Below are 13,477 nucleotides of genomic sequence, written 5' to 3'. Positions count from 1 at the left end.
TGAGATTCCCGACCGTTGTATTGACAAACTTGTGGGGAATCCCATTGAAAGGAACCTGATCATTCAAAGTCAATGGCAGGGCATTTCCCCTTAAGACCTTTGAGACCTCTTTTTTTGGATCAATCTCCACAGGAAATGATTTCAATATCAATGACTCAATCTCATTATCTGCAGGAAAAGATATATGGAAAAAAAGAAGAAAAACAATCAAGAGAACTGCTTTCATGATGTATATGTGTATGTATATAGGTAGGTGTGTAAGTAGGTATGTGGATAGGTGTCCATGCCTGCAAGTTGACCGGTAATGATTGAATGGATTTTTCATCTTACCCTCCCGTTAGAAGCCATCTTTGAAAAGAGCCTCAAACATGAGTCATCAAAGCCTAGAGGCTCATGAGTAAGCGATGCCTATTAAACCTCCCGATCTGGGTTGATTTATACATCAGAAGAAAATGAGATGTCAAGAAAAATTTTGGGCATGTTGACGCGAGAGCCGATTTAAAGCTGAGCTTTAAGAGTGGAGTATGAAGGCTCGTCAATCCTCTGAATGGAGTGAACTTTCCAATGGGCATCGTCTCTCGAGGGAAAGTCGGAACGGCAGTGGCCTCCCCTGCTTTCTTCACGCTTCAGGGCGGCACTGGCAATGAGCTTCGCAACGATCAGGACGTTCCTTGCTTCGAGCCCTCTTCGAGACATATTCGTACGGCGAAGTTGTGAGCCTAAAGCATCGAGTTCCTCGATGGCTGCTTTAAGCCTTTCCCCGTTTCTGATGATCCCCACCTTCCTCCAGGTGCAATCTCGCACATTCGTGAAGACCGATCCGGCATCGGCTTCGTCGAATGAAAGCGAATGAAGCTTCGCTGATGTTCCTTCCGGCGTCTCCTTTCCCTTCAAATCTTTTAGCATCGTCTCACCCGCTCTTGCGCCGAAGACAAGCCCTTCAAGAAGCGAGTTGCTCGCAAGCCGGTTGGCTCCATGGACTCCAGTGCATGCAACTTCACCCGCCGCGTATAGTCCCCTTATAGAAGTTCTTCCGCAGAGGTCCGTTTTAACGCCACCCATGAAGTAATGAGCGCTCGGGTGTACCGGGATCAAATCCTTCGATATGTCAATGCCGTAAGTGAGGCATGTGTTGAATATTCTCGGGAATCTATCTCTCAGATAGGACGCGGGAAGATGAGAGATGTCAAGATAGATCCTGGATGTCTTCGTCTTTTCCAGCTCCATTATGATGGACCGCGAGACCACGTCTCTCGGTGCGAGCTCCTTCTTTGGATGATAATCCTCCATGAAGCGCTTGTATTCCATATTTCTCAGATAAGCCCCCTCTCCTCTCAGTGATTCCGAGAGGAGGAATCTCGGAGTGTCGGGAAGATAGAGCGAGGTCGGATGGAACTGAACGAACTCCATGTCCATCATCTCGGCGCCGGCCAGATAGGCGATGGCCATCCCATCCCCAGTTGCCTGTGGTGGATTTGTAGTTTCCCTGTAAACCATTCCAGCTCCCCCGGTCGCCAAGAGGACCCCCTTTGTGAGAATCGATCTGATCTCACTATTCCCTTCCTCAATGAAATATAGACCTATGCATGCTCCATTTTCGATGATGAGGTCTATGGAAAAAGTTCTCTGGTAGAATTTTATCTTCTCGAAGAATGATGCTTTTTTCAGAAGTGCTCTGACGATCTCTCTCCCTGTGGCATCTCCATGGGCGTGTAGAATTCTCCTTTTGCTGTGTGCAGCTTCCATAGTGAAGGCGAGCCTCGTTCCTTCCCTGTCAAACTCGGTTCCCCACTCGATCAGTTCCGTTATATACTTTGGACCTTCCTCGACCATAACCCGAACGGCTTCCTCATTTGAGAGGCCGTCGCCGGCGTTGATCGTATCCACGTAGTGCAACCCAACCTCATCCTCGTCGCTCAAAGCAGCGGCAATCCCTCCTTGAGCGTGCTCGCTGCTGCTGTCGAGGGGGCCATCTTTCATGAGGAGAGCGACGGAAAAGCCAGCCGATGCGATCTGGATGGCGGCACGGAGGCCTGCAAGCCCGCTGCCCACGATGACATAATCTGCTTTCTCTATCTTCATTTCAGGGAATCCCGATTCTCAAATTATCGGTCGGTCATGAAGCTTAACTGGAAAAGATTTTAGCATAACATCAAGCTTTTCATAACAGAATATCACTCAGTAGATTTTTAAGGGAGCAGGATATATATTTTTAGAGAGTTTTATTCGATGAAAGACCGGTGAACCTGTGGAATTCGAGAAGAAAAAAGAAGATATGCGCGGGTTTTACCCATCTCTGGTCATATCGTTCGTCACGGCAGCCATCATCGTTTTCGCTGCCATCCTTAAATTCTCCAGCCCGTCACCTGGTTCTCGGATGGCAAAGATGGAAGCTAAGCAGACAATCCTCGAAGAAATCGCCAGATACGAAGAACCTTTAAAAGAAGGAGAGAAACCGGAAACTCTTGCTGTCGAGCCCGATTCTTCAGTCGAGAAAGGTGAATCAGAAAGCAAGGAAAGAAGAATCAGCAGCGATCGAATAGAAAAATCCGAAGAAGCATCGCCGCTGAAAAGAGGGAGAGAGTTTCACATTTCAGGCAATATCGATCTGGCTGCCCGGGAATGGGGAAGATTAATGACCTCCGGTGAAGTCCAGAACGATTACACGATCCAGCTTCTTATCGCATGCCAGAGGCAGACAATCTTAAGAGCCTTCAAGAACGTTAGAGGAACAGATAAGCTTTTCTACGTGAAGTGCAGATACAAAGAGATGACCTGTTACAAGCTCTGCATGGGAATCTACACGAGCCGTAGCGAGGCAGAAGCAGGCAGGTTGCAGATTCCCGAATACTTCACGGGTACAGGGAACCGGCCGATGGTCACTTCTATATCTAAACTGAGGGAAAGCATCATCTTAAAATGAATCATCTTGAAAAGGTATTCCTTATAATGACTCGTCCTGAAGCGAATTGCCTCGAATCTGAAACTTTGAGAAGGTCAAAAAGAAGAAGAGCTTTTCTACTCTTATTACTCCTGGTCGTGTCCGCCTTTGCCCTAGCTGATACCATTTTCCTCAAGAATGGAGGGAAAATCCATACCGGAAACTGGTGGTATGAAGGAAGCGAGCTAAGGTATACCGGATACGGGGGAACCTACGGGATTCCTGCAAGCGAAGTCTCCAGGATCGTGAAGGACGACATCATCTCGTCGCGAGAAGTGAATCACAACCAGGAAACGAAATCTCCATCTGCTGACCCAGGCTCCTTTCAGAAGGAGATCGAGGAACTTGACAGACGGGCGCAAAACCTCCATCTCATCGCCAGAACGGTTTCTGACAACGGAGAAGTCAGGCTACAGATCGCCGAGATATTCACGAAAATCGGAAATCGTTTCTTCGACAATAAAAATTACGAGATGGCCATCTCTTATTACTCAAGAGCCATCGCGCAGGACTCCGGATTTCTTCCTCCGAAGATAAACATGGCATCCTCACTCATGATGACGGGAGATTACAGGCAAGCGCAGTCTTACATCCATGAAGCTATGCTTGAACACCCCGATAACCCTCTTCTCCACGATATTCTGGGGGAGATTCGATACATGATGGATGATATTCAGGAGGCAATCTCGGAATGGGAGAGAGCCATCCAGATTGAGCCCAACGAGAAGATCTCGAAGAAGATCGACAGGGCAAGGAAAGAGCTTATCCTCTCAGAACGTTACCATAAGTCTAATGGGTCACACTTCACGCTGATGTTCGATGGGGAGAAGCATTCGCATATAGGTGACGACATCATCGCCTTTCTCGAGGAGAGTTACAACGATCTCGCCTTGAGATTCAGTCATTATCCGCAGATGACCATTTCCGTTATCCTCTATCCAGAGACGGCTTTCTACGATATCACGGAATCACCGAAATGGGTTGGAGGGCTCTTCGATGGAAAGATCAGGATACCCGTCGGGGGTCTCGATACTCTCACAAGGAGAGCCAAACAGATGCTTCTCCATGAGCTTGCCCACGCCTTTATCTACTCCCGGACCAATGGGAACTGCCCAAGATGGCTCCACGAGGGAATCGCCCAGATCATCGAGGGGAAAGGTGCTCCATTATTCAAAACGATAAAGGAGAAGATCGGGGAGACTGATTTCGATTCTCTTTCAGAGAACCTGGATTATCCTTTATCTCTTTCCTTCACTTCCTTTATCGAGAAGAGATATTCGTTCCATGCCATTCTGCTTATCCTCGATGAGCTTGGGAGGGGAACGGATATAGGAAATGCGCTGGCACAGGTCACAGGTGTATCCGCCGACGATCTCATTGTAGCATGGAAAGAATTTCTGTCATCGAAGGGTGAATGATGGCTTTAGAAATATCCAAAGAGGGGAAATTCGCTTTAAAACTCCTCGAAATTGAGGAAACAAAGAAGAACGGCATTCTCACTGTTGAATTTCAGAAGGTCAAAAAGGTTGTCTGCTTCGAAGATGGGAAGATCTGTCACGCTGTTTCCAATATCCGGACTGAATGGTTTCTCAATCACCTGGTTGATTCGGGTATCATTGACAAGAGCCATGCTGTCAGCTTCATGCATGAGCCTTCAATCTCCGAAGAGACGGTGCATCGTTTGATCAACGCCGGGCTAATCTCGGAAGAGAAGGCGGCCATGGAAGCAAGAAACCTCATCGCGAGAATCGTGACATCCTGTTTCAAGATCGCCGGGATGATGGCGTTCTCCGAAGGGAGAGCCAACCTCACTGGAAAAACCCTAACCCGGATATCGCCGAAATCTCTCGTCCAGGATTATTACAGGAACCATGCCTCCGTCATCGAATACAAGCTCATCATCGGGAAAGAGACTCGTTATCCTCAATTCACACCTGCCGCGGAAGAGAAACTGAAGAACGCGGATCTGAATGAACCCGAAAAGAGGACCCTGCGGCTGATCGACGGAACTACGAAACTGAGGGACATTCTGAGGATCTTCCCCGATCCTCCCGAAGAGACTTTAAGAAATCTAACAGTTCTCGCCCTTCTCGGCATCCTGGAATTGAAAGATAAAGCTGCATCGGCTCCGGAAGCAAAGGCGCATGAAACAGGGGCCCCGACGGAGACTCAGCCAGCAGAGGAGTCGGACGAGGACGTTGAGGCTAAGAAGCATTATTTCGAATTGTACGAAAAGCATGCCAGGAGCAACTTCTTCCAGCTACTTGGCGTTCAGAGGCATTCCAGCGCGGAAGAGGTGAAAAACAGTTACTACAAGCTTGCCCGCGAGATTCACCCTGATCACTTCCAGAAAGAATCGATGAGCGAGATCAGGCCTTTAATAGAGAGCCTCTTCGCAAGGATTACCGAGGCTTACAACACCCTCTCCAATGAGCAGACAAGGAAAAGATACGAAGAAGAGATCTTCGGTGAGGCGGAGCAGCCAGCCGCCGACGCCGCGGAGAAGCTGGACAATCCAACTCTGGCAAAGGGAAACTTCTTCAAAGGTAAGAAGCTTTACATGCAAGAGAAATACCCCGAAGCGTTGAGATTCCTCGAGAATGCCGTCTCTCTCGACCCAACGCGATGGGAACATTTTTTCTTCCTTGGAATGACACAGGCAAAGAATCCACGTCTTCGCTCCATGGCAATAGAGAATCTTAAAAAAGCAATCACAATGAATCCTACGCTGGCGGAAGCTTATCTGGAGATAGGTATCCTCTATAAGAAGTGTGGTAAAATACCAGAAGCCCGAAACATGCTGAAGAGCGCTCTGGAATGGGAACCCAACAACTCCATTGTCGCTTTCGAGTTGAAAGAATTGGAAAAGAACACCAGCGGACAGAAATGATACAGTAAGAGTCATGCATGCCATACATTATTGATGGCAATAACCTTATAGGGCATCCCAAAGAGATCAACCTGAAGTCCCCGCATTCCCGAAAGATTCTCATCAAAGAACTTCTTGTCTTCCAGAAGGAAAGGGAAGCAACGCTCATCGTCGTATTTGACGGCCTCCCCAACGAGGATGTGAGCCGCGAGCATCTAGCGCTGGGAGGGCTGGAGATCCTCTTCGCAGGACAGAAGGAAGATGCCGATTCTCTGATCCTCAAAATCATCAGTAAATCTCCTGATCCTGCCTCTTTCATCCTCGTGAGCTCCGACAAAAGCCTGACAGACAGGGCGAAGCATCTGAAGGCGAATGTGATGAAGTGTCATCAATTCAGGAAAAAGATGGAAAGCTTAAAGACTCTCCGTAAGAGCAAGCTTGAGCCAAAGCTGGAGAAAGAAGAGGTGGATAAATGGGTTCAATACTTCAATGACCCCAGAAACAGAAAGATTTAGAAAGTTTTTTCAATCAATCTTTCAGGGTAATGATGGTGGCTCCATCGCCTCCTTCCTGCGGCGCTCCCGTCCGGTAGGAAGAGACGTGGGGATGATCTTTGAGCATCTCATGAATGGCCTGTTTCAGTCTTCCCTTTCCGATCCCATGGATCACACGTAGTTCACGGTGCCCCGCCAGAAAAGCATCATCCAAGTACTTATCAATCTCATCGAGAGCTTCTTCAACCCTCTTTCCGATGACGTTGATCTCCCGCGAGATAGCCTTCTCGGCAATCCTCACACTGACGGATTCTGGAGGCTTTTTCACACGGTTCTCCTCGAGTAGCGCCTCTCCAACGACGGCGCAGTCATTCATTCCCACCTTCAGGATCCTCTTTCCGACAGAAACTTCCAGCATTCCATCCGGCCGTACAGATTCCACAACCGCTTCCAGACCGAGTGACTGGATGAGGACCCGGCTCCCAGCTTTGATGGACCCAAGCGAGAGAGGCTTCATCTCTTCAAATTTCTTCTTGACAAAGGCCGATTCTATTTTCTCACGGAGTAGCTTCTCTTTCTTCATTCGTTCCCTGTCCAGCTTTAACTGATCCCTTTTCTCCTTCAGGTCGCCCAAAAGCATGTCCGCTTCAGACCGAAACTGGGCGATCAGCGCGGAGAGCTCTTTGTTGAATTTTTCCTTCGTTTCCGCTTCTTTCTTCTTGAAGTCTGCATCAAGCTTCTTCCGATCGGCTTCCAGTTCCTTTATCCTCTCTTCGAGTTCATACTTTTTCTTTTCGACGGAAACGGTGAGACTGCGCAGTTTCGTCAGATAATCTTCGGCTTCGGCGGCCGCTTCGCCGATGTAACGTTTTGCTCCCTCGACAATCTCGTCATCCAGCCCCAGTTGTCTCGCCACGTTGATCCCGCTCGAAGCTCCTGCCGCCCCCATGATCAGCCTGTAAGTGGGCTTGAAGGTCTTCTCATCGAACTCGACCGCTGCGTTGAGGACACCTTCCGTTTTGTATCCGTAGATCTTCAGACCACCATGATGTGTCGTGACGGCGATGAGCGCACCTTTTCTCTTGAAATACTCGATGATGGAAAGGGCAAGCGCCGTTCCTTCTGCCGGATCCGTTCCCGTTCCTATCTCATCGATGAGGATGAGCGAGGAATCGGTGACGGCTTTGGCCATCTTCGATACAGTATCGATGTGAGCGGAGAATGTACTCAGGCTGGCGGAGATGGACTGCTGGTCTCCAATGTCAGCGAGCACCTGCTTGAAGATGGGAAGCTGCATCTCCTCGGCCGGGACATGCATCCCCGATTGAGCCATTAGCACCAGCAGTCCGATCGTCTTCAGCGCTACTGTTTTCCCTCCTGCGTTGGGTCCGCTGATGATCATAGCCCTTTCTCTGGCGCCGAGTTCGGCGCTGATCGGTACTATCGTTCCCCTGGAGCCAAGCAGGAACTTCTCGAGAAGCGGGTGCCGTGCATCGACAAGCCTGAGAACGCCGCCGGAATCTATATCCGGAGAAGTACACCGGTAATCGATGGCAAACTTTGCCCTGGCGTTCAGCAGATCCACTTCCGCGATGATCTGTTCGGTTATCTTGATCTCGTCGAGGTGAGTTCTGAAGAGATATGTGTACCTCTTCAGGATCTTCTCAATCTCCACTGTCTCCTCTTCCGTCAATTTGATGATCTCGTTGTTCATATCGACCGTGGATATAGGCTCCACGAAGATTGTATGGCCGGTAGATGAGGTTCCGTGAATGATTCCCTTCACCGGGAATGGGGCATCCGTTCTGACGGGAATGACATACCGCCCGCTCCTGATTGTGATGTATTCATCCTGAATGATTCTGTCTGCTCCCGGCTTGAACATCATTTCATCCAGGCGCTCCTTGATCCTCTCCTTCAACTTTGCGATCTTCTTCCGGATCTGATAGAGCTCCTTGCTGGCAGAACTCTCTATATTTCCCTTTTCGGTGACATTGCCATCTATCTCTTTGACGATGGACTGAAGCTCCGGAAGAGTCGAAAAAAATCTCGAGAGGAGATAGTAGCTCAGCTTACCGAGTTTGGGGATCAGCTTCCTCACCTGGACGCCTGCCTTCAGAATCGAGAGAAGAGAATAGACTTCGAGCCCATTCAGTATGGTATCCTCTATCTTCAGTTTCTTGATTATCTCTTCGGGGTCCTTAGCATTAGAAATGGGAAAGGCTCCTTCCCTGTGATGGAAATGGACCGCCTCTGTTACCCTGTTCAATTCCTCCTGGATCAGGCTCTTTTCGAAGATCGGCTCCAGTTGACCTATCCTTTTCATGCCGATCGGCGTCAGGGCATAGGAAGCGAGCAGCATCTTGAGCTCATCATACTCCAGAACCCGCAACGAATACTCTTTCAGCTCTTTTTCCATAGCATTCAAAATCTATATAAAAACACCACTTCTGTCAATTCAAGGGTTCAGTCGCCAGGAATATCATTGCGAGCAACTATTTGAAGCCTTCTTTTATGAAGCGATTGGTCCTGTAAAGATAGTGGAATCCGGAGAGAACGATCAATCCGCAGGTGACCCATACGGCAACGGGGATGGTCGCAGATGATTCGCGCTCCACGCAGTTGAACAGAAGAAAGAGCCCCACGGTGATGGATTCAGAGAATGTCGTTATCTTTCCCCAGAAGGTGGGGGGAAACTTCTTGATCTGATAGATGAGATAGATCATGAAGCAGGTTATTACAATCATAATATCGCGCCAGATGATGAGGATGGTGAGCCAGAGTGGGACATGGTTCACCATATCGAATTTCGGGAAGATACGCGGATTATCGGGAAGAGTGAGGATGATAAAGGAGATCGTCATCAGCAGCTTGTCGGCAATAGGATCGAGAAGCGTGCCGAGGGCCGTATTCTGCTTCAGGTATCTTGCCACAAGTCCATCAAGGATATCCGTCATGGCAGCCCAGATGAAGAGTGAGAGAGCCAACCCGAACCTGTTGTTAAGAATGGAGATCACGAGGAATGGGATCAGGATGAGGCGGAGAAAGGTCAATTGATTCGCGAACGTCAGATTCGATAATATCCTCTTGAATGTAATACCCAATTTTTTCGATCCTAAATAAATGAATCTAATTTCTGCAAAAATTTTCTAATTTATATTATAAGAGAGAAAGCAAGTCAAATCATTTGTATGGCGACCAAAATTTTCTTTTATTTCATCCTTACTTGGTTATAAAATAGTGAAAAATGAAATTGGCATCTTGAATCGATGAAGCGAGATGAGAGGGTATGAACATCGATGAACTTCTTAAATTCATGGTGAGGCAGGGTGCTTCGGATCTTCATATCAAGCCAATGAGGCCACCACTCCTCCGCATCAAAGGAAGGCTCGTTCCCATTAAGACAGACCCCCTTATCCCCGACCTGATCAAGGAAATGTTGTACATAATCCTCACAGAGAGGCAGAAACGCTTTCTGGAGGACAATCTCTACCTCGAATTCGGTTATTCCCTGCCCGGAGTCTCCCGATTCAGGACCTCCATTTACTTCCAGAGGGGAACGCTGAGCTCGGTCTTCCGCAGAGTCCCGATCGATTTCCCAACAACCGATGACTGGGGCTTGCCGGAAGTCATCAAAGAATTTGCGTTTCTTCCAATGGGACTCATCCTCGTCACTGGCCCAACGGGCTCCGGAAAGTCCTCGACGCTTGCCTCCCTCTTGAAGCTTATCTCTGACTCACAACCCGTCCATATTGTTACAATCGAGGATCCTATTGAGTTCCTGATCAGGGATAGCCTTGCCTCTGTCACTCAGAGAGAAGTAGGGAGCGACACGAAGAGTTTCCATGATGCCCTGAGGAATGCATTGCGGCAGGACCCCGACGTCATCATGGTGGGAGAAATGCGGGATGTTGAAACCATGTCGACCGTTCTGACTGCTGCCGAGACCGGGCATCTCGTCTTCAGCACCCTCCACACGAACAGCGCCGCGCAAACAATCGACCGCCTGATCGACACCTTCCCGCCCGATCAACACAGGCAGATAAGACAGCAACTCAGCCAGGTACTTAAGGGGGTCATCTCACTGAACCTGGTGGAGAGGAAAGACGGCAAGGGTCTGGTCGCGGCCGTGGAGATCATGAAGGCAACACCGCGCATCCAGAAACTGATCGAAGAGGGAAACATCGTCGAGATCGAACGGGAGATGGAGAACTCCGTTTCCTTCCTGAGGATGCAGACGATGAACCAGTCACTGGCCGCACTCGTCCTCAACGCTGCCATCACGTTGGAAACCGCTCTTTCCTCTAGTATTAGCCCTGAGGATTTAGACCTCATGTTAAGGAAATATCTTTTTTCGAAAGAACGGATGACAGAATCCGGAGGTGAGACCATGGTTGAATCTCTTTCAGACTTCTCCAAAATCCTTGAACTGCAGGAGATCAAAAAGCTCTACGAGGAGCAGGAAGAGAAGCATCGAGTGGAAATGGCTTCCAAGAATGAGAGGATTGCCATGCTCGAGGAGGAACTGTCCCGAAAGGCCTCGATGATGTCAGGCTACGAAGGGGAAAGCAGCCGGCTCAGGGAGGAAAACGAGCGGCTCAAGGAGCAAATCAACATAATAAGGACAGAGTTAGAAGGAAAGATTGAAAGGCTTCAGAACCGGATCAGAGAGCTATCGCAGCAACAGCAGGAAAAAGAAGGGGGCAAGGGGATCTTCAGGCGCTGACCGTCGGCTGGTATCCGGCTTCTACTGTTCGTTTTTGGAAGAGGGGCGTTTTGTCGTCGTGATCGTCGAGATGGCATGTTTAAAGACCATTTGCTCCCCATTTTCTCCATCCAGGATGAGAGTGAACTTATCGAAACTTTTGATTCTCCCCGTGATCTTATTTCCATTGTTCAGAAAGACGGTTATTCTCAGCTTTTCTTTCCTTGCCTGATTGAAAAAATCATTCTGTATGCTTATGCCTTCGTTGCTCATCTAACCTCCATCCTGGAAATTTTTCCTGATTATACTACACTTTTTGATTTTGTAAATATTTATTGCGCAGCTTCCCCTTTATGAAATCAAGGATCTCTGCTGATGTTTCGGAGACATCATTCTCGTAAAAAAACCATTGAATGTTCTCTTCCTTGCGGAACCAGGTCATCTGTCGCTTTGCAAATCTCTTCGTGTTTCTTTTCACCAGTGCGATCATCTTATCGCGATCAATTTCTCCCCTTAGATAGGATACGGTCTCACGATAGCCGACTGCATTAAAAGCCTTGCATTCCGGATCGACGCCTGATTCCAGAAGGGACCGCACTTCTTCAACAAGACCATTCTTATAAAATTCCTCAACCCTCTCTTCGATATTCCTGTAAAGCCTGGCCCTTTTAGTATTGACTCCCACTTTGACACTCGCGTATCGATCCTGCCCAAAACTTTTCTCCTGGATCAGCTCGCTCATCGTTTTCTTCGTCTTCCGGTGCAGTTCGAGAGCCCTTATGATCCTCTGAGAATCGTGCCCGGATATCCTCCGAGCGCTCGCGGGGTCAACTTCATGTAGTAGAGAATGAAGGTGCTCTATCCCCTTCTCTTCCGCCAGCATTCTGAGTGATTTCCTGATCTCTTCATCTCTTGCTGGTGCCTCGAAGATCCCCTTGAGGAGTCCCCGGAGATAGAGTCCCGTCCCGCCAACAAGAAGCGGCAATTTTCTCCTCTTCCAGATCTCCTGGATGATCCTCTCTGCGCTCCTCACAAAATGGCCCAGGGAAAAATCATCCCCTGGCTCTGCCACATCTATCATGTGATGGGGGATCTGCTTTAGCACATTTATATCCGGTTTTGCCGTTCCGATGTTCAGCCTGCGGTAGACCTGGATGGAGTCGACGCTGATGATCTCGGCATTCAATCTCTGAGCAAGGAATAGCGCGAGGCGGCTCTTCCCGGATGCGGTCGGACCCACGATAATGATGAGTGTATCGGAGGACATTGAGTCCCTTGGCTTCTGTGTTAATTCCCTGAATATAGCAAAGAATACAAGATCACTTAGCGTTATGGAGCTGGTCCTGGTACTCGTTGATGGTCTCTTTAAGATGAGTCTCACAATATATTGAGTTCTTCTCCACTGGTTTCCCGCATCTCGGGCATCTCTTTATGGAAATCGCGCTGATCCCGCTGCCAAGGACCTTTACAAGAACTCCCGCCGCCAGCAATCCAGCGCCGCCATAGAAGATGTCATCGATGAAGTCGTTTAAGACGCTCCTCTCTTTGAAAAGGAATGTATCGATGAGAAGGAATATAGCATTGCACGCCAGGACGAAGATCCCCGCCTTCATCAGAAAGTTTGACATCGTCAAACTCCATTCATCCTGTCTGCAAAAGATATCTCAGCAAGATGAAAAGGAAAGAGAGGATCAGAACGACGATCAGTCCAAGAAGCCTGACCTTCGCCCTGTCACTCCTCCCGGCCAACATGACCCCTCTTTTAAATATAGGTTCCATGACCACAGAAAATCAAATCCGAAGATTCCGTGCTGGTCGCATGATGCAACTAAATGCTTGTTACCTTGAAGAAACATCTCTTCAATCGTAGGCTCTTATCAGGTCGATTCCAGTGTAATACCATTTGAGGATTTCTTCATAGGTCTTGCCGCGGATTGCCATCCCGTAGGCACCCACCTGGCATAGCCCGACTCCGTGCCCCCATCCCTTCCCGGAAAATGTCACGGAGAGCAACGTTCCGTCAGAACCTTGCTTCTTGTGCATCGTGAAGAGGGTATCCTTTAGCTGGAGGGCGTTGCGGATGTTGAGCCCCTTCACGGTGAACTCGCCTGCGCTTCCGGAAAATCTCATCTCGATGATCCGTCCCGATCTTCCTTTTCTGACTTCCTGAAGGTCTGCGAGGCTGCCGATCGGGATTTTCTGGTTGATCGTCTTTTCGAGCTCTTCCCTGCTCTTCGTCACCTCCCAGGCATAGTTGCTGGAATAGCGGTCGTCGGATGCTCCTTTCATCGGCGGTTTCCTCTCAAGATAATCGATCGCAGCGGAATCATCCAGATGGAATAAGAACTTGTCCCCGGGGATTAACTTGATCTCCTCGGCAGGGAAGATGTCACCACCGAAATAGTTGAAGAGGACGATCCGTGATGAAAGCGGGAATCTTGCAGGGCTACTCTCTGAAACCATGCCGA

At 48.8% G+C, this 13,477-nt stretch carries 13 protein-coding genes; 5 read left to right on the top strand and 8 right to left on the bottom strand.

The features are described 5' to 3' along the window. On the bottom strand, nt 1-325 hold a 325-nt coding region (locus tag AB1756_05465), incomplete at its 3' end, for a hypothetical protein (protein MEW5806777.1). Between the two features lie 173 nt (nt 326-498). After that, on the bottom strand, nt 499-2,082 hold the full coding sequence (gene nadB / locus AB1756_05460) for an L-aspartate oxidase (GenBank protein MEW5806776.1): 1,584 nt from the start codon (nt 2,080-2,082) through the stop codon (nt 499-501). Between the two features lie 193 nt (nt 2,083-2,275). Here nadB and AB1756_05455 point away from each other — a divergent pair, with 193 nt between their 5' ends. From AB1756_05455 to AB1756_05440, 4 genes are read left to right on the top strand one after another with little or no spacing between them, the layout of a single operon-like run. After that, nucleotides 2,276-2,923, top strand: a complete 648-nt coding sequence (locus tag AB1756_05455; protein ID MEW5806775.1) for a hypothetical protein — start codon at nt 2,276-2,278, stop codon at nt 2,921-2,923. Beyond that, nucleotides 2,920-4,359: a tetratricopeptide repeat protein gene (locus AB1756_05450; protein ID MEW5806774.1), complete on the top strand. Its 1,440-nt coding sequence runs from the start codon at nt 2,920-2,922 to the stop codon at nt 4,357-4,359. Before AB1756_05455 ends, AB1756_05450 begins: the two co-directional genes overlap by 4 nt. After that, a complete protein-coding gene (locus tag AB1756_05445) occupies nt 4,356-5,831 on the top strand; it encodes a DnaJ domain-containing protein (GenBank protein MEW5806773.1) in 1,476 nt (491 codons plus the stop codon). Before AB1756_05450 ends, AB1756_05445 begins: the two co-directional genes overlap by 4 nt. 17 nt (nt 5,832-5,848) lie before the next feature. Then, nucleotides 5,849-6,325, top strand: coding sequence for an NYN domain-containing protein (locus tag AB1756_05440; protein ID MEW5806772.1), 477 nt, complete (start codon nt 5,849-5,851; stop codon nt 6,323-6,325). 13 nt (nt 6,326-6,338) lie between these two features. Here the strand turns inward: AB1756_05440 and AB1756_05435 are convergent, their stop codons facing one another. Both AB1756_05435 and AB1756_05430 read right to left on the bottom strand, forming a co-directional pair. Further along, the gene (locus tag AB1756_05435; GenBank protein MEW5806771.1) at nt 6,339-8,723 is read right to left on the bottom strand and encodes an endonuclease MutS2; all 2,385 of its coding nucleotides are present in this window, start codon (nt 8,721-8,723) and stop codon (nt 6,339-6,341) included. 76 nt (nt 8,724-8,799) lie between these two features. Then, nucleotides 8,800-9,408: a CDP-alcohol phosphatidyltransferase family protein gene (locus AB1756_05430; GenBank protein ID MEW5806770.1), complete on the bottom strand. Its 609-nt coding sequence runs from the start codon at nt 9,406-9,408 to the stop codon at nt 8,800-8,802. A 185-nt stretch (nt 9,409-9,593) separates the two neighbouring features. Here AB1756_05430 and AB1756_05425 point away from each other — a divergent pair, with 185 nt between their 5' ends. After that, nucleotides 9,594-11,030, top strand: a complete 1,437-nt coding sequence (locus tag AB1756_05425) for a PilT/PilU family type 4a pilus ATPase (protein MEW5806769.1) — start codon at nt 9,594-9,596, stop codon at nt 11,028-11,030. Nucleotides 11,031-11,051: 21 nt separating this feature from the next. Here the strand turns inward: AB1756_05425 and hfq are convergent, their stop codons facing one another. The 4 genes from hfq to AB1756_05405 form a co-directional block, all read right to left on the bottom strand. Further along, entirely contained in the window at nt 11,052-11,282 is a 231-nt protein-coding gene (gene hfq, locus AB1756_05420; protein ID MEW5806768.1) for an RNA chaperone Hfq, read from the bottom strand. Nucleotides 11,283-11,316: 34 nt separating this feature from the next. Next, a complete protein-coding gene (gene miaA, locus AB1756_05415) occupies nt 11,317-12,276 on the bottom strand; it encodes a tRNA (adenosine(37)-N6)-dimethylallyltransferase MiaA (protein MEW5806767.1) in 960 nt (319 codons plus the stop codon). Nucleotides 12,277-12,328: 52 nt separating this feature from the next. Continuing rightward, nucleotides 12,329-12,637, bottom strand: a complete 309-nt coding sequence (locus AB1756_05410; protein MEW5806766.1) for a hypothetical protein — start codon at nt 12,635-12,637, stop codon at nt 12,329-12,331. Between the two features lie 232 nt (nt 12,638-12,869). Then, nucleotides 12,870-13,477: hypothetical protein (locus AB1756_05405; GenBank protein MEW5806765.1), on the bottom strand; the 608-nt coding region annotated here is incomplete at its 5' end.

The organism is Acidobacteriota bacterium, assembly GCA_040752675.1.
In the GTDB taxonomy this organism is placed as follows: domain Bacteria; phylum Acidobacteriota; class Polarisedimenticolia; order JBFMGF01; family JBFMGF01; genus JBFMGF01.
The sequence above is the reverse complement of the archived record's forward strand: the minus strand, read 5'-3'. Positions and strand labels throughout refer to the sequence as shown.